Raw genomic sequence first — 15,597 nt, 5'->3', positions numbered from 1 at the left:
CGTTCGACAGGAGGATAGGCTGGGTTCCCTTGCGGCGGTCTAGGGAATTTACCCCGCCCGGTACGGCAGGTAGCCCCGCTCGACCATGCGCCGCAGGGCCTCGTAGGCCTCGGTCAGCTCCTCGAAGGCCAGGCGCATCTCGGCCAGGCGGGTCACCTGCTCGGGGTTCGGGGGCTGGGACGTCTCGGTGCAGGCGAGCGCCGCGGCCACCCACTGGGCTCGGGCGATGGCCGCGGCCACCGCCAGGCGCTGGAACTTGCCGGCGTCGGCATGGCCCAGCACATGGGCGATGACCTCCTGGTTGGAGGCGTAGACGGTGTAGTCGATCCGCTCCATCTGCCCGCGCAGCCGGCGCTGGGCCTGCGGATCGAGCATGGCGTCGGGCTCGAAGTGATCGATGGCGCGTCGCACGTTCGAGGTCCTGGTGACGGACATAGCGGTCTCCCATGCCGAACGACCGACTCTAGGAGTGGGGCTTTAAGGTTCGATTGACGGGAAACCGGAACCGATCTCGCGCGCTTTAGGGGGCTCCAGCCTCACAAGGACGTTACCATGCGTATCATCACCCTCACCGTCGCCGCCGTCGCCGCCCTCTCGCTCGCCGCCTGCGGTAAGCCCGCCGACAAGGCCGCCGAGGCCCAGGCCGACGCCGTCGAGGCCCAGGGCGAGCTCAAGGCCGACGCCCTGCAGAACAAGGCCGACGCCGCCGACGCCCAGGCCGGCGCCATGACCGGCCCCGCCGAGGCCAACGCCGAAGCCCAGGCCGACTCCATGCGCGCCCAGGCCGACGCCACCGAGAAGGCCGCCGACGCCAAGGCCGAGGCCATCGAAGAGAAGAAATAACCGAACGAAGCGCCCGGCTCCGGCCGGGCGCGGCTTCGCCAAGACGATTGGCTTCCGCCGCCCGGGGCGCTAAACGGCGGACATGAGCGACACGCCCCCCGACCGCCTCTCGGTCAACCCGAACAGCCCCTATCATGACGCCGCGGCCCTCGAGCGCGGGGTCGGCGTCGTCTTCAAGGGCGTCGAGAAGACCAATGTCGACGAATATTGCGTCAGCGAAGGCTGGGTCCGCCTCAGCGTCGGCAAGACCGTCGACCGCAAGGGCAACGCCATGACCGTGAAGCTGCAGGGCGAGGTCGCTCCCTACTTCCAGGACATCGCCGCGGTCAAAGAATAGCGCCTCGCGTCCTTCTCCCCTTGCGGGAGAAGGTGGCCTTGCGAAGCAAGGTCGGATGAGGGGTCTCTCAGAACTCGCCGGATAACCTCAGCGCGCTCTTCCACTCAGCAGACGGATAGGGCTTTCGACCCCTCATCCGACCGTTCTCCGAACGGCCACCTTCTCCCGCAAGGGGAGAAGGACGCGTCGGCTTGATTTCAGGCGTTCGCCGGTCCCCACTTCCGGCGTGGTGCGGAATTCGGAGCAGAATCGATGAAGGCTTGGGGTCTGATCCTGGCGATGGCGCTGGCCGCTACGGGCGTCCGGGCCGAAACCGCCCCAAGGACGGTCTATGTCCGGGCCGGCAAGCTCATCGATCCCGAGCAGGGCGTCGTCCAGGCCGATCGGCTGATCAAGGTGGTCGGCGGCCGCGTGGTCGCGGTCACCGCCTGGACCTCGGCCCCGGCCGACGGACGCCTGATCGACTGGTCGGCCTACACCGTCCTGCCCGGCCTGATCGACATGCACACCCATGTGGCGGACGGCTACGGGTCCACCAACGACCCCGCCGAGCCGCTGAAGCACTCGGCGGCCGCGACCATCCTCAAGGGCGCCGAGACCGCCCGCGTCACCCTGCGGGCCGGTTTCACCAGCGTCCGCGACGCGGGCGTCTACCGCGGCCTCAGCGACGTGGCCCTGCGCGACGCCATCGAGGCCGGCCAGGTCGAGGGCCCGCGCATGAAGGTGGCCGGCGCCTATATCACCGTCCCCGGCGGCGGCGGGGCGGTGACCGGCGCGGCGCCCGACGTGATCATTCCGGCCGACTTCAAGCTGGGCGAGGTGCGCAACCCCGGCGAGGCCCGCGACCGGGTGCGCTACCTGCTCCAGCAGGGCGCCGACTTCATCAAGCTGATCGGCACCGGCGCGGTCCTGGCCATGGGTAGCGAGCCCGGCCAGCTCGAGCTCAGCGAAGCCGAGATGAAGGCCGCATGCGACGAGGCCGCCGCCCACGGCAGCTACTGCATCGCCCACGCCCACGGCGCGGAGGGGATCAAGGCCGCCATCCGCGCCGGCGCCCGCTCCATCGAGCACGCCTCCCTGATCGACGACGAGGGCGTTTCGCTGGCCAAGGCCAAGGGCGTCTGGCTGGACATGGACATCTATGACGGCGACTGGATCGACCAGGCCGGCCGCCGCGAGGGCTGGCCCGCCGAGTACCTGCGCAAGAACCTGGAGACCACCGAGCTGCAGCGCCAGGGCTTCCGCAAGGCGGTCAAGGCCGGGGTCAAGCTCAGCTACGGCACCGACGCCGGGGTCTATCCCCACGGCCTGAACGGCCGCCAGTTCGCCTACATGGTCCGCTACGGCATGACCCCCATGCAGGCCATCCAGTCGGCCACCACGGTCGCCGCCGCCCTGATGGGCGCCAGCGCCGATGTCGGCGCCCTCAGCCCCGGCCACTACGGCGACATGATCGCCGTCTCGGGCGACCCGCTCGCCGACATCGAGGCGCTCACCCGCGTGAAGGGAGTCGTCAAGGGCGGAAATCTGGTGAATATTCCGTAAACAGGACACACCGGTTGGCACGACATCTGCGACGCCGCCGCTGCGTCCAGACGAGTTGTGTCACAGTGAGAGGCGCGGAACGGAATGGCTGACGTGCTTCTCAGCGGCCCCTCGCAGGAACCTCCCGCCGCCTCCGGAGCGGACATCTCGAAACGCGCCGGGATGATGCTGCTGCGGCTGTCGCCCTGGGTCGTGTTCGGACCGATCACCGGGGTGCTGAGCGAGATGGCGCTGCGGTCTCATCGCCGCGGCCGGCCCATGCTGGCTGTCAGCTACGTGGTCCTGAACGTCGCCATCCTGCTGGCCATCCCCGCGCTCACCGCCTATCTCGCCTCGCGGCTCTGATTGACTCACTCGCCTCGGCAAGCGCTCATTCGCCGCGTTCGAGGGAGATCCGCCGTATGGCCAAGTTTCAAAACATCCTGGAGACGGTGGGCGACACCCCCGTGGTGCGGATCAACCGCCTGGCTCCGGCCCACGTGAACCTTTACGCCAAGGTGGAGGCCTTCAACCCGCTGGGCTCGGTCAAGGACCGCCTGGCGCTGGGGGTCATCGAGGCGGCGGAAAAGTCCGGCGCGCTGAAGCCCGGCCAGACGGTGATCGAGGCCACCAGCGGCAACACCGGCATCGGCCTGGCCATGGTCTGCGCCCAGAAAGGCTACCCCCTTGTGGTCGTGATGGCCGACAGCTTCAGCGTCGAGCGGCGCAAGCTGATGCGTTTCCTGGGGGCCAAGCTGGTCCTCACCCCGGCCGCGCATCGCGGCACCGGCATGGTCGCCAAGGCGGTCGAACTCGCTCAGAAGCACGGCTGGTTCCTGACCCGCCAGTTCGAGAACGAGGCCAATCCCGACACCCACTCGGCCACCACCGCGCGTGAGATCCTCCGCGATTTCGAAGGCGAGCGCCTGGACTATTGGGTGACCGGCTACGGCACGGGCGGCACGCTGAAGGGCGTGGGCCGCGTGCTGCGCCAGGAACGGCCCGAAACCAAGATCGTGGTGTGCGAACCGCAGGACGCCCCCCTGCTCGGCAGCGGCGCCCCCCAGGCCCGCAACCCCGATGGCTCGGCGTCCGACGGTCACCCGGCCTGGAAGCCCCATCCGATGCAAGGCTGGACCCCGGACTTCATCCCCAAGCTGACCGGCGACGCGGTGGATATGGGCCTGGCCGACATGATCCTGCCCATCGAGATGGCCGACGCCATGGGGCGCAGCAAGGATCTGGCGCAGAAGGAAGGCGTCTTCGTCGGCATCACCGCCGGCGCCACCCTGGCCGGCGCCCTGCGCGTTGCACGGGACGCGCCGCAGGGGGCCAACATCCTCTGCATGCTGCCCGACACCGGCGAGCGCTACCTCTCGACCCCGCTGTTCGCCGACGTCTCCATCGAGATGACCCCCGAGGAGCTCGAGATCGCCCGTTCGTCCCCAATGTTCGCCGACGTCCCCACCCCGGCCTGAGGGGCGACCAACGCGCCCTTCTCCCGCAAGGGGAGAAGGGCGTGAGCGTCCCGCCCCTACAGCTCCACGAAGCTCTCGAACCCGCCGAAGATCATGCGCTTGCTGTCGAACGGGCACTCGTCAGGGCCCTTCAGGCGCAGATCGGCCATCACCTTGGCGTTGATCTCGTCGCGCGCCCGGCGCGAGGCGAAGGTGATCCAGGAGAACACCACGATCTCGTCGTCCTTGGCCTGGACGGCGCGGGGGAACGAGGTCAGCTCGCCCATCGGCACATCGTCGCCGATGCATTCCACATAGGATAGCGCGCCGTACTCCTTCCAGATCGTCCCAGCGAGGCGGGCTATCTCCTTATAGGCCTCGATACTGGCCTTCGGGACCGCCAGGACGAAACCGTCGACATAGGACATCTTGCGTCTCCTCTTGATCGCTTCGTCCAAAGGACGCGCGCCTGGAGAGCGTTCCGACAAGGGCCGGCGAATTTTTGCCGCCACGCGTCCTTCTCCCCCTGCGGGAGAAGGTGGCCTTGCGGAGCAAGGTCGGATGAGGGGTCTCTCAGAACTCTGCGGTTAGATCGGCGAAGCCGAATTGAACCACGAAGGACACCAAGGACACAAAGGACCACGAAGTTCATGAGGACGCGGATGGCGCGAGGCTCTAACGCGGACCCTTGGTGCTCCTTTGTGTCCTTGGTGTCCTTTGTGGTTCCTCTATCCTCGGGCCTCCGCGGCTTCGCCGCCGCCAATCGGATAGGGCTTTCGACCCCTCATCCGACCCCGCTCTCGCGGGGCCACCTTCTCCCTCAAGGGGAGAAGGATCCAGAGAGGTCCATCCGCGAGGCCGCTCAATGGGGCCCGGCCAGGTGATGCATGTCGCCCGGCAAGGCGGAGGTGTCCGTGCGCCGGCCCCACGGGCCCTGGACGGCCTGGCCCCGCCGCCGCGACGCGCGCGCCGCCAGGAATTCCTGCAGCATGGCGACCCAGCCAAAGGGAACGTCCTTATGCAGCCTGCTCAGCTCTTCCATGATCTTTCTCCGTCCACGGCCCTTTCCGGGCTTGGAGAAGATCGCGCCTGGGCGCTCCCGTGACAAACGCGTCCTCCTGCTCTAAACATTAGGACAGCTTATGCCAGACAGTCTCGCCACCATCCCGCTCAGCGCCATCCGGGTCTTCGAGGCCGCCGCGCGCCTGAAGAGCTTCACCCGCGCCGCCGAGGAGCTGGGCGTCACCCAGGCGGCGGTGAGCTGGCAGGTGAAGGCCCTGGAGCGCCGGCTGGACCAGGCCCTCTTCCTGCGCCTGCCGCGCGAGGTCGTGCTGACCGCCGCCGGCGAGCGGCTGGCGCGGGCTTCCAGCGAGGCGGTCAACCTGCTGCGCGCGGCGCTCGACGACCTCACCGAGACCGGCGAGGGCGTGCTGGCCATCACCACCATGCAGACCCTGGCCACCCAGTGGCTGGCGCCGCGGATCGGGGCCTTCCAGGTCGCCCACCCTAAGCTGGCCGTGCGGCTGGAGGCCAGCGGCCGGCTGGTGGACCTGATCCACGAGAACCTGGATGTGGCCGTGCGCGGCGGCTATGGCGACTGGCCCGGCCTGGAGGCCCACTTCCTCTTCCCCTCCGAGCAGACGCCGCTCTGCACGCCGCAAATGCGCGAGAGCCTGGGCGGGCTGGAAAAGCCCGAGGACCTGCTGGCCGCCCCGCGCATCGGCTCGCCCGACGAGTGGGCGACCTGGTTCCATTTCGCCGGCGTGGTCACCCCGGGGCCGAGCGCCTCACCGCCACGGCTGATGGCCGACACCCAGACCCTGGAGGTGGCCTCGGCCCTGGCCGGCCAGGGCGTGGCGCTGGGCTCGCCGATCCTCTTCCAGACCGAGATAGCCGCAGGGCGGCTGGTGCGACCGTTCAGGGCCACCATGCCCCTGGGCGGCGGCTACTGGCTGGCCTATCCGAAGGACCGCCGCCGCTCCGCCAAGATCGTCGCCTTCCGCGACTGGCTGCTGGCCTGCGTCGCCGATCTGCCGGAGTAGACGAGGCGGAGTAGACCCGGCGGCCGGCGCCGTGGTTCTCTCCCGCCTCACAACCCTCGATCGCCGGAGCCGTTCATGAGGACCAGCCTGATCGCCCTGGCGGCGGCGCTGATATCCGTCACCTCCGCCGGCGCCCAGACCGTCGTGATCGTCCGGCATGGGGAAAAGGTCGACACCTCGTCCGACCCGGCTCTGTCGGCGGCCGGAGAGGCCCGCGCCGCGGCCCTGGCGGCGGCGCTGCGGGGCGCCGGCGTCAGCACGGTGATCGCCACGCCGCTGAAGCGCACCCGGTCCACCGCCCAGCCCACCGCCGCCGCGGCCGGCCTCACCGTCACCAGCATCGGCTTCGACGGCGGCCAGCCGATCCACGTGGCCGCCGTCGCCGCCCTGGCCCGCCAGGCCCCGGCGACGGCCACCGTCCTGGTGGTCGGTCACAGCAACACTGTCCCGGAGATCGCCCGCGCGCTCGGCGACGCCGATCCGCAGCCGCTCACCGACTGCGACTTCGACCGCATGACCGTCATCCAGCTCGGGGCCGGCGCGCCCAAGGTGGTCCACGCGCGCTACGGCGCGCCAACCTCGGCCTGCTGAGATTCTCTAGATAGCCGCGCAGCTCGCCAGGTTCACAGGGCCCACCTTGGTGCGCGTCCAGGCGCCGTCGACCTTGTTGAATTCCGCGAAGCCGGACTGCGAGCGGTACTCCGCCCGAGCCTCGTCCCAGCCTTCCCAGCTCATGGCCACGACGATCTTGGTCGAGACCCCCTTGGCCTGCTCGGCCGGGGCGATCTCACGCTCGCCCTTGCAGGCGACTTCGAAGGCCTGGCAGCCCTTGCCGTCCTTGGCCTTGCACTCGGCGTCGGAGGCCACGATCGCGTCGTGCCAGCCGCGGATCGCCACGTCGAGCCCCGCATACTTGTCCTGCCCGGCGCCGGCGCTCTTGCCGGCCTCTCCGCAACCGCCCAGGGCCAGAAGGCCCGCCGCCACGATCACGGTCGAAAATCTGCTCACGTTTCGCTCCAGCTGTCGGCCGCGCCCCCGCAGCCTATTCCCGCCCATAACGCATAAATGACGGCGAAGGCATGACGCGGCGGCGACTTAATCGTCGCATGGAGCCGATCGCCCAATCTTGCCGCAACGCGCCTGCGCTTCGGCGGTTCACCGCGGCCTTGGCGTGATCGCGCCGGACCTCATTGACACATGGCCACCGACCGCGAAGGGTCACTCTACCCTAGGGAGTTGTCCAATGTTGAAGCTTGTCGCGCCGGTTGCCGCAGCTGTTTTCCTCGCCTGGGCCGGTACGGCTTCTAGTGCCTCTGTGGTCGTTCAAGGCCAACTCGTCGCGGAACGGGGTTTCCCGTATGTTGATCCGCATCTGTCGCTGGGCGATCCCGTCACGGCCGTCATATCGTTTGATCCCAATAACGCCATCCAGTTGGGGAAATCCGGCTATTCGCTTGCCCAGATGAGCACCCTGCGTGTCTCGTCGAGCGGGTTCCTGATGCCATTCTCCGATAAATTCGACGGCGATCCCATCGCCGCTCAATACTTCGAGACCAACTGTGAAGCGGAGTTCGGGCCAGGTTGCAGCCACTCGGATGAAACCCGCTTCGTCAAAAACGGCGCAATCCTTTACAAAGGATCCAAGGTGATCGGATTGATCGGGAAGTCCGCGCCAAGTTATTTCGATATTGGTCCAGACTACAACCTTGGCTCTCGAATGAACCCCGGGCCGGATGCTACCGACTATATTGGCTGGCACGGATACTGCTTGAGGCAGAGTAAATCCGAGCCTTATGACTGCGACGGAAGGGGCAATTGGACCGCCACCAGCGACTTTTGGATCGACGCACCAACCTATACGAGCACCTATTATACCCAAGGCTTTCGGGGCGTCTGGGATTTCGACGGCGCTAGGATCGTCGGCATCCCCGAGCCCTCTGCCTGGGCCATGATGCTCATGGGCTTCGGCCTGGCTGGGGCGGCCCTGCGCCGCCGGGGTCGCCCGATCACCAGCCAATCCGCCGCCTAGAGCCGCTCGCGCTCTTCCCCGAAGGTGGCGGCCGGGGGGTCTGGCTCCCAGCAGCTCTCATACTCAGCCAGCCAGCCGATGGCGGCCTGCATCAGCCCCGGCGTCAGCTGGCAGGTGACCTTGCGGCCGGTCTTGCTGCGGCTGATCAGGCCGGCGTCCGACAGCACGTCCAGGTGCTTCATCACCGATGGCAGCGACATGGCGAAGGGCGCGGCGAGCTCCGAGACCGACATGGCCTGCCGCTGGCGCAGCTGCGTCAGCAGGGCGCGCCGGGTGGGGTCGGATAGGGCCGCGAAGGTGCGGTCGAGTTTGGATTCGTTAACCATGAGCGACGCCTACGCCCCCGCGCGCCGAAGTCAAGCTCGCCTGTCACGAGAAATCAACAACCAGAGGTCGCGCGCCCAGGCCTAGCCGCGCGCCAGCATCTCGCCCATGGCCCGGTGCAGTGTGTTGATGGCTTTCAGCGGTCGCACCATCACCTTGAACCGGGTGATCTGCTCGGCCGGGTTCCACCAGATCATGTCGACGCCATTGATCGCCACCCCCTCCACCTCGCAGGCGAACTCCAGCACCGCCGAGCCCTCCGCCCGCCATTCGCCCAGATAGCGGAACGTGCCGTTGTTCAGCAGGCGCAGGGCCGAGGCCAGGTACTTGACGGTGATCGCCTTGCCCACCTGGGGCGTGTGCACGATGGGGCTCTCGAACACCGCCCCCTCGGCGATCAGGTCCTCCAACCCGGCGGGGTCGGAGGCCTCGATCAGGTCGTGCCAGCGGGAAAGCGCGGTCATGGGCGGAGCCTCCGGACGGGTCGCCCCCACCATGGCCGGTGTCCCTTGCGGAAAGGAATTGGTTTTCGTCCCCTGGGAGGGGCTACGCCGCGTGGGCCCGCGCATAGCTGTCCAGCTGGGCCATGATCGCCGCCATGGCGCCGCTCGGCAGGCCGTCGTCGCCGCCGATCTCGCCCTCGGCATAGATCAGGGCCAAGCGGTCGCGCGCCCGGCTGACCCGGCTCTTCACCGTGCCCACCGCCACACCGCTGATCGCGCTGACCTCCTCGTAGGACATGCCCCCCGCCCCCACCAGGACCAGGGCCTCGCGCATGTCGACCGGCAGCATGGCCAGGGCCCGGCGCAGCTCGTCCAGTTCCAGGCCGGCGGTCGGGTCGGAGATCGAGACCAGGGTCCGCTCGGCGACCTCTGGATCCAGCGGCTGCGAGCGCCAGGCGCGGCGCATGTCGGAATAGAACTGGTTGCGCAGGATCATGAAGACCCAGGCCTTCATATTGGTCCCCATGGTGAAGCTCTTCTCCGACGCCAGCGCCTTGGCCAGCGCGTCCTGCGCCAGGTCGTCGGCATAGGTCCGGTCGTTGCAAAGCGACCGCGCGAAGGCGCGCATGTGGGGAATGAGACCGATCAGGTCAGTCCGGAAGTCGTTCGTCGGCCCGTCACACGTGGTCGTGGTCTTGGTCATTGTTGGTCCTCCGTACCCACAACAACGCTCCCCGGGCGGAATGGCTCCGCTTGTTGACCAAGATTTCTAGGCCGCCGGCCGCGTGCATCCCGCGCCGCAGGGCGGCAGCAGCGCGCGGTAGCGGGCCGCCTTGGCCGGATCCTTGGCGAGGTCCGCGGCGCGGGCCGCGCCTGACAGCCCGCCATAACGTCCCGGAGCGCGGGTCAGCGAAGCCTCGAACTCGGCCAGGGCGTCGGCCGGCCGGTTCAGCTCCAGCAGCAGCTCGCCCAGCTGTTCGCGGGCCGGCAGGATCTGGCCCGGCGTCACCGGGTGCTTCTCCGTGGCGTCGTCCAGGTCGGCGGCGGCGCGCATCAGGCCCACGGCCGCTTCGCCACGCCCCTGCGCCTTCGCCAGCCAGGCCGCGGCGATCCGGCGCTCGATCTCGACCTGCTTGCCCCAGTCATATTCCCCCGGCTTGGCCGGCAGGGCCTTCACGATCTCGTCCAGCCGCGCGATCTCCGCTTGCGCCGCCTCGGTCTGGCCCGAGCGCGCCGCGCCCACCGCGCGCGCGAAGTGGATATGGGCCTGCGCCCAATGGAAGCGCGCCCAAGGCACGGCCGCCACGGACTGCGGCGGAAGCTCCAGGGCCGCGGCCTCCGCCCACCGCCGCCGCTCCAGGGCGTAGCGCGCCGGGATCGCCGCCATGGCATAGGCGACCTTGAAGTTCGGCGGGTCGACCCGCGTGATCGCATTGAGCTCGTCCAGCACCCCGCGCGCCTTGGCGTCGTCGCCGAGCTGCAGATAGGCGTAGGCCAGGTAGTCCATGGCGTGCAGCTGCTCGTCCCAGGCGCCGGCCATGCCGTGGCGCGTGGCATAGGCCTTGGCCGCCGCCTCCGCCTTCAGGTCCGAGGCGACCGCCTCCTTCCACAGCCCCAGCCGCGTGAAGATGTGCGAGGGCATGTGCTGGGCGTGGGCCGAGGCCGGCGCGATGCCGGCATAGCTGCGCGCCGCCGGCAGGGCCAGGTGCGCCAGCGGCGGGTAGTCGTAGCTGTGGATCAGATAGTGCGACACGCCGGGATGGCGCGGCTGCCGCGCCAGCACCGCGTTCAAGAGCCCGGCCGCCTCGTTCTCCCGCGCGAAGCTCTCGTCACTGTCCATGGTCCCGGCCGCGATCAGCGCGAGCGCATAGAACACCGCCCCCTCCTGGTCGTCCGGATAGCGCCCATGCAGCCCGCGCATGGCGTCCACATAGGCCAGCACGCGCGGCCCATGACCGACCGTGCCGGCGTCCCGATAGAAGGCCGCCATGGCCGCCACATAGTCCCGCTCCCGCTCGCTCGGCGCGCCCAGGGCCTGGGCCTTGGCGATGGCGGCGGCGCCCTTCTCCAGCTCCGCGGGGCCGGGCGGCGCCCAGAGCGGATGGTAGTGGCTCATGGCCACGCCCCATTGCGCCATGGCGCAGTTCGGATCGGCGCCCGCGGCCTCAAGGAAGCTCTTCTCGGCCTCCTCGTATTCGAACGAGTGCAGCCAGGCGATCGCCCGGTTGAACGTCGCCTGCGCCTCGGGCCGGCAAGACGTCGCGAACGCCACCTCGCCCAGCTCGACGGCATGGTGCTCATGTTGCGCCTGTGCCGGACCGGCGGCGGCAAGGACAGCGGCGGCGAACAGCAGGGCTTTCATCGGGGAACCTCCGGGCGGCGAAGCCAGCGGGGCAGCCTCCGACCATCACGGGGCCTTGGCAACCTCGATGCTAATACGGGGACACGATACCAACATCCCCTACTTCTTCCGCACCCGCACCGAACCACCCCCCACCAGCGCCTGGGCCTGGAACTTCCCTGTCGCCCGGATCAGGTCCGACAGCTTCGCGAAGCCGTAGGTCCGCTGGTCGAAGTCCGGATAGGCGTTGCGCAGGCGGTTGGCGATGGCGCTGACCGTGGCCCAGCCCTCGTCGTCGTCGATGTCGGCCATCACCGTCTCGATCAGCGGCACGGCCTCGATGGCCTTGCGCTTGGCCGGGGCCGGCGGGGCGGCCGGCGCGCCCTTGGCGGCGGGCTCGGCCAGGGGCGCGGTCAGGTTCTCGGTGTAGATGAACCGCGTGCAGGCCTGGCGGAAGCTCTCGGGCGTCTTCTGCTCGCCGAAGCCGTAGACCGACACCCCCTCCTCCCGGATGCGCGAGGCCAGCCGCGTGAAGTCGCTGTCCGACGAGACCAGGCAGAACCCATCGAAGCGCCCGGCGTTCAGCAGGTCCATGGCGTCGATGACCAGCGCGATGTCGCCGGCGTTCTTGCCCTTGGTGTTGGCGAAGTTCTGCTGCGGCTGGATGGCGAACCGCGCCAGGACCTTGGTCCACTGGTTCATCTGGGCGCTGGAGAAATCGCCATAGATCCGCCGGGCGCTGGCCTCGCCGATGGTGGCGATTTCGGTGAACAGGGCCTCGGCGATGCGGGCCGAGGCGTTCTCCGCGTCGATCAGCACCGCCAGGCGCGGCGCGCGGCTCTCGTTCGACATGGGATATCCTTCGTGGGCGTGTGGCCCCAGCCTTAACCCCGCCCGCCGGGGCGCGCTATGCCGCAACCCCAACTTAACCGCGCCGCTGCTACACCCTCCCCGGGGGACGCTTGATCGACGAGACGCCAGTATGCGCGCAGCCCTTCGCCTCGCCCTCCTCCTCAGCCTCGCCGCCCCGCTGGCGGCCACCGCCGGGGAGTTCGAAGACGACGTCCTGGCCGAGATCAACTACGCCCGCGCCAACCCCGCGAACTATGCCCGCGAGCTGCGCACCGCCGCGGCCGAGCGCCCCTACGGCGGTGGCCTGGCCAGCGTCGGCTATGCGGACGAGGACGCCCTGCACGAGGCCGTGGCCTTCCTGCAGGCCCAGCCGCCCCTGCCGCCCCTACGCCATGACGAGGGCCTGGCCGCCGCCGCTCACGCCTTCGTCGGCGCCCAGTCGCGGCGCGGCGACGAGGGCCACGGCCGAGGCCCCGACGCCCTGGGCCCGCGGCTGCAGCGCCACGGGGTCTATGCCGGCCTGACCGCCGAGAGCCTCTCCTACGGCTATGACAACCCCCGCGACGTGGTGATCCAGCTGGTGGTCGATTCCGGCGTCCCGGGCCGGGGCCACCGCAAGGACATCTTCCGCCGCGCCTACCAGGCCGCCGGGATCGCCTGCGGCCCGCACGCCGTCCACGGCGCCATGTGCGTCATCGACTACGCCGGGGCCTTCGTGCAGCGCTGAGAACGGCGGCAGAACTCGGTCCTTCTCCCCTTGCGGGAGAAGGTGGCCCCGCGAGAGCGGGGTCGGATGAGGGGTCGAAAGCCCTATCCGTCTGATGTCTGAGTTGCAGCCAGGCCGAAAGCTGACCGGCGAGTTCTGAGAGACCCCTCATCCGTCGGGCTCCTCGCCCGACACCTTCTCCCGCAAGGGGAGAAGGGCGATCAATCATTGCTCGACCCTATCCTAGCCTGACGGCGCCGCCGCCCGTCCCGCCCGGATCATCTGGATCTGGCCGCGTTCCTCCAGTTCCAGGGCCGCGTCGAAGCTCAACCCCTCCAGCGTCGCGTCGAAGGTGCGCTTGGAGACCCGCAGGGCGTCGGGGGCGGCCTTGAGCATGGCCTGCGCCAGCCGCTCGCCCTCGGCGGCCAGGGCCTCGTCGGGGACGACCTTGGAGACCAGGCCGGTGCGCCAGGCCTCCTCGGCCCCCATCGGCTCGCCGGTCAGCAGCATTTCGCGGGCCCGCGAGATGCCGAGGGTCCGCTGCAACCGCCAGCTCACCGCCAGCTCCGAGCCCGACAGGCCGATCTTGATGAAGGCGGGATGGAAGGCGGCGCTCGCGCCCGCCACGATGATGTCGGACGCCAGGGCGAAGGCCAGGCCCCCGCCCGCGGCGGCCCCCTGCACCAGGGTCACGATGGGCTGCGGGCAGGCGCGCATGGCCTTCAGCGTGTCGCGCAGCATCCAGTCGCCGTTCGGCCCGTCGCGCAGCGCGTCCGGCTGGCCGCCGGCCTTGAGGTCCGCCCCCGAGCAGAAGGCCCGCCCGGCGCCGGCCAGCACGATCGCCCGCGCCTCCGTATCCCGCCGCCGCGCCTCGAAATAGGCCAGCAGGGCCTCGGACATCGGCTGGTTGATGGCGTTCAGCCGCTCGGGGCGGTTCAACGTCACCCAGTCGACCGCGCCCCTGCGCTCCACGATCAGGATATCGGCCACGGGCGTCTCCTCCGGTCCAGCCTCGCCATCAAAGCCGATCCGTCAGCCCCGCGCCATGGGGCCGGCGCCTCGATCGCTGGGGCGCCCGCCGTTGAGGCCTAACGGGTTGGCGGTCTCCAGGGCGTCGAGGGCGAGGGCCAGGCTTGAGGCCATACCGACCGGCAGCGCCAGGCGCGGACTCGGATCATTTGGCGAATTATCCCCGAAAGGTGTCGTATTCGACCCTACCGCCCGGCCCCGTCCCGCGCAAATCTCACACGGACGAAAGGACCCCGCCCATGCCCCACCGCCCGATGACCCAGGACGATCCCCTCGAGGACTTCGAGCGTCGGGAGTTCACCTTCGAGGACGCCGCCAAGCGCGTCTATGTGGCCGGAACCGGCCCGGCGGTGATCGTCATGACCGAGATGCCCGGCATCAGCCCGCACGTGGCCCGCTTCGCCCGCTGGGTCCGTGACGCCGGCTTCACCGTCTACATGCCCTCGTTGTTCGGGCGGGACGGTGCGGTCCCGGACGCCGACGAGGGCGCGGCGGTCTTCCGGCGGGCCTGCGTCAGCGCCGAGTTCCGCGCCTTCGGAGCGGGCCGGACGGCCCCGGTGACCCAGTGGCTGCGGGCGCTCGCCCGCCAGGCCCACGCGGCTTGCGGCGGCCCGGGCGTGGGCGCCATCGGCATGTGCTTCACCGGCAATTTCGCGCTCACCATGACGTTGGAGCCCGCGGTCCTGGCCCCGGTGCTCTCCCAACCCTCCCTGCCGCTCGACGAGCCTGGCGGCCTGGACATCGACCCCGAGGACCTCGCCGCCGTCGGCGCCCGCCTGGAGGCCGACGACCTCACCGTCCTGGCCTACCGCTTCGCCGGCGACCAGGTCTGCCGCGCCGAGCGGTTCGCGGCCCTGTCCCAGGCGCTGGGCGAGCGCTTCGTCGGCCGCGTCCTGCCCGACAGCGCGGCCCACACCGACCCGCCGTCGTTCTTCCAGCGCCACGTGGCCTTCCCCCACAGCGTCGTCACCGCCCACTTGATCGACGAGGCGGGCCAGCCGACCATCGCCGCCCGCGACGAGATCCTCGCCTTCTTCCACCACCGGCTCCACGCCTGAGACCCGCCCCATGCCCACCTCCAAATCCGAGTCCTACGTCCTGATCCTCCATGAGGTGGACGACTACGCGGCGTGGAAGGCGGTGTTCGACGCCGCCGCGGGCCTGCGCAAGGCCGCCGGCGAGCTCAGCTTCCAGGTCCTCAGCGCCGACAGCGACGCCAACCAGGTCGCGCACATCTCGCGCTGGCGCAGCCTGGACGCCGCCCGGCGCTTCTTCGAGTCGCCCGAGTTGGTCGAGATCCGCCGCCAGGCCGGCGTCCGCGCGCCGCGGTTCATCTATCTCGACGAACGCGACCGCGGCGACCTCTAGCCGCCGGCTCTGATTCTCTGCGGTCGGGCCAACGCCTCGCCGGCCAGGTTGACGAACTGCGGCCCGCCGTCGCCGCGCCTACTCCTGCTGCGTGAGACAGTCGACATAAGGCCGTCCGGCATGGCGCCTACGTGGCGCCATGCCGGTGTCGGTCAGCGAGGACGTTCGGGCTCGACCGCGGAGGCGTCGACTGCGTGAGCGTCGGCCGCGAGCGGCGTCCGGATCGCTGTGCGGAAAACGTCCTTCGCGTTCGAGGGCGGCGGCCCCATGCGGTAGGCGTACGCCCCGTCCGTTCCTGAGAC

Annotated in this window: 21 protein-coding genes; 11 read left to right on the top strand and 10 right to left on the bottom strand. The window is 69.6% G+C overall.

What is annotated here, in order from left to right; all coding sequences use genetic code 11:
• Positions 1-48: 48 nt before the first annotated feature.
• On the bottom strand, positions 49-435 hold the full coding sequence (locus V6M51_RS01580) for a hypothetical protein (protein WP_332764051.1): 387 nt from the start codon (positions 433-435) through the stop codon (positions 49-51).
• 117 nt (positions 436-552) lie between these two features.
• Between V6M51_RS01580 and V6M51_RS01575 the strand changes: the two genes are divergently transcribed.
• The 5 genes from V6M51_RS01575 to cysK all read left to right on the top strand — a co-directional run bounded on the left by V6M51_RS01575 (position 553) and on the right by cysK (position 4,182).
• Entirely contained in the window at positions 553-843 is a 291-nt protein-coding gene (locus tag V6M51_RS01575; protein WP_332764050.1) for a hypothetical protein, read from the top strand.
• A gap of 82 nt (positions 844-925) precedes the next feature.
• On the top strand, positions 926-1,180 hold the full coding sequence (locus V6M51_RS01570; RefSeq protein ID WP_332764049.1) for a DUF3297 family protein: 255 nt from the start codon (positions 926-928) through the stop codon (positions 1,178-1,180).
• A 252-nt stretch (positions 1,181-1,432) separates the two neighbouring features.
• Positions 1,433-2,725, top strand: a complete 1,293-nt coding sequence (locus tag V6M51_RS01565) for a Xaa-Pro dipeptidase (RefSeq protein WP_332764047.1) — start codon at positions 1,433-1,435, stop codon at positions 2,723-2,725.
• Between the two features lie 84 nt (positions 2,726-2,809).
• Positions 2,810-3,070: a hypothetical protein gene (locus V6M51_RS01560; RefSeq protein ID WP_332764046.1), complete on the top strand. Its 261-nt coding sequence runs from the start codon at positions 2,810-2,812 to the stop codon at positions 3,068-3,070.
• A gap of 56 nt (positions 3,071-3,126) precedes the next feature.
• Entirely contained in the window at positions 3,127-4,182 is a 1,056-nt protein-coding gene (gene cysK / locus V6M51_RS01555) for a cysteine synthase A (protein WP_332764045.1), read from the top strand.
• A gap of 56 nt (positions 4,183-4,238) precedes the next feature.
• On the opposite strand, the gene V6M51_RS01550 is transcribed toward cysK, so the two are convergent.
• On the bottom strand, positions 4,239-4,589 hold the full coding sequence (locus V6M51_RS01550) for a DUF1428 domain-containing protein (RefSeq protein WP_332764044.1): 351 nt from the start codon (positions 4,587-4,589) through the stop codon (positions 4,239-4,241).
• A 434-nt stretch (positions 4,590-5,023) separates the two neighbouring features.
• Positions 5,024-5,203, bottom strand: a complete 180-nt coding sequence (locus V6M51_RS01545) for a hypothetical protein (RefSeq protein ID WP_332764043.1) — start codon at positions 5,201-5,203, stop codon at positions 5,024-5,026.
• Positions 5,204-5,303: 100 nt separating this feature from the next.
• Here V6M51_RS01545 and V6M51_RS01540 point away from each other — a divergent pair, with 100 nt between their 5' ends.
• On the top strand, positions 5,304-6,203 hold the full coding sequence (locus V6M51_RS01540; RefSeq protein ID WP_332764042.1) for a LysR substrate-binding domain-containing protein: 900 nt from the start codon (positions 5,304-5,306) through the stop codon (positions 6,201-6,203).
• Positions 6,204-6,278: 75 nt separating this feature from the next.
• A complete protein-coding gene (locus V6M51_RS01535) occupies positions 6,279-6,794 on the top strand; it encodes a histidine phosphatase family protein (RefSeq protein ID WP_332764041.1) in 516 nt (171 codons plus the stop codon).
• A gap of 6 nt (positions 6,795-6,800) precedes the next feature.
• Here V6M51_RS01535 and V6M51_RS01530 read toward each other — a convergent pair whose 3' ends face one another.
• Positions 6,801-7,211 (bottom strand): hypothetical protein, encoded by a 411-nt coding sequence (locus V6M51_RS01530; protein ID WP_305675581.1) that lies wholly within the window; start codon positions 7,209-7,211, stop codon positions 6,801-6,803.
• Positions 7,212-7,446: 235 nt separating this feature from the next.
• Between V6M51_RS01530 and V6M51_RS01525 the strand changes: the two genes are divergently transcribed.
• Complete coding sequence (locus V6M51_RS01525; protein WP_332764037.1) at positions 7,447-8,232, top strand: PEPxxWA-CTERM sorting domain-containing protein; 786 nt, start codon at positions 7,447-7,449, stop codon at positions 8,230-8,232.
• Here the strand turns inward: V6M51_RS01525 and V6M51_RS01520 are convergent.
• The 5 genes from V6M51_RS01520 to V6M51_RS01500 all read right to left on the bottom strand — a co-directional run bounded on the left by V6M51_RS01520 (position 8,229) and on the right by V6M51_RS01500 (position 12,192).
• Positions 8,229-8,558 carry an ArsR/SmtB family transcription factor gene (locus tag V6M51_RS01520; protein WP_332764035.1) on the bottom strand — a complete coding sequence of 110 codons (330 nt, stop codon included), beginning with the start codon at positions 8,556-8,558 and terminating at the stop codon, positions 8,229-8,231. The two genes, V6M51_RS01525 and V6M51_RS01520, sit on opposite strands and share 4 nt — an antisense overlap.
• Positions 8,559-8,639: 81 nt before the next feature.
• Positions 8,640-9,020, bottom strand: coding sequence for a nuclear transport factor 2 family protein (locus V6M51_RS01515; RefSeq protein ID WP_332764033.1), 381 nt, complete (start codon positions 9,018-9,020; stop codon positions 8,640-8,642).
• 82 nt (positions 9,021-9,102) lie between these two features.
• Complete coding sequence (locus tag V6M51_RS01510) at positions 9,103-9,702, bottom strand: sigma-70 family RNA polymerase sigma factor (protein ID WP_332764031.1); 600 nt, start codon at positions 9,700-9,702, stop codon at positions 9,103-9,105.
• Between the two features lie 66 nt (positions 9,703-9,768).
• Positions 9,769-11,361, bottom strand: coding sequence for a hypothetical protein (locus tag V6M51_RS01505; protein ID WP_332764030.1), 1,593 nt, complete (start codon positions 11,359-11,361; stop codon positions 9,769-9,771).
• A 99-nt stretch (positions 11,362-11,460) separates the two neighbouring features.
• Positions 11,461-12,192: an NYN domain-containing protein gene (locus V6M51_RS01500; protein ID WP_332764028.1), complete on the bottom strand. Its 732-nt coding sequence runs from the start codon at positions 12,190-12,192 to the stop codon at positions 11,461-11,463.
• Positions 12,193-12,322: 130 nt separating this feature from the next.
• Here V6M51_RS01500 and V6M51_RS01495 point away from each other — a divergent pair, with 130 nt between their 5' ends.
• Complete coding sequence (locus tag V6M51_RS01495; protein ID WP_332764026.1) at positions 12,323-12,919, top strand: CAP domain-containing protein; 597 nt, start codon at positions 12,323-12,325, stop codon at positions 12,917-12,919.
• A 222-nt stretch (positions 12,920-13,141) separates the two neighbouring features.
• Here V6M51_RS01495 and V6M51_RS01490 read toward each other — a convergent pair whose 3' ends face one another.
• Positions 13,142-13,888 (bottom strand): enoyl-CoA hydratase/isomerase family protein, encoded by a 747-nt coding sequence (locus V6M51_RS01490; protein ID WP_332764024.1) that lies wholly within the window; start codon positions 13,886-13,888, stop codon positions 13,142-13,144.
• 278 nt (positions 13,889-14,166) lie between these two features.
• On the opposite strand from V6M51_RS01490, the gene V6M51_RS01485 reads away from it, so the two are divergent.
• Together V6M51_RS01485 and V6M51_RS01480 are read left to right on the top strand one after the other, a co-directional pair.
• The gene (locus V6M51_RS01485) at positions 14,167-14,985 is read left to right on the top strand and encodes a dienelactone hydrolase family protein (protein WP_332764021.1); all 819 of its coding nucleotides are present in this window, start codon (positions 14,167-14,169) and stop codon (positions 14,983-14,985) included.
• Positions 14,986-14,995: 10 nt separating this feature from the next.
• Positions 14,996-15,295 carry an antibiotic biosynthesis monooxygenase gene (locus V6M51_RS01480; RefSeq protein WP_332764019.1) on the top strand — a complete coding sequence of 100 codons (300 nt, stop codon included), beginning with the start codon at positions 14,996-14,998 and terminating at the stop codon, positions 15,293-15,295.
• Positions 15,296-15,597: the final 302 nt, after the last annotated feature.

Source organism: Phenylobacterium sp. (genome assembly GCF_036677185.1).
Taxonomy (GTDB): Bacteria; Pseudomonadota; Alphaproteobacteria; order Caulobacterales; family Caulobacteraceae; genus Phenylobacterium.
Note: the sequence above shows the minus strand (reverse complement) of the source record. Positions and strands in the feature narration are given on the sequence as shown.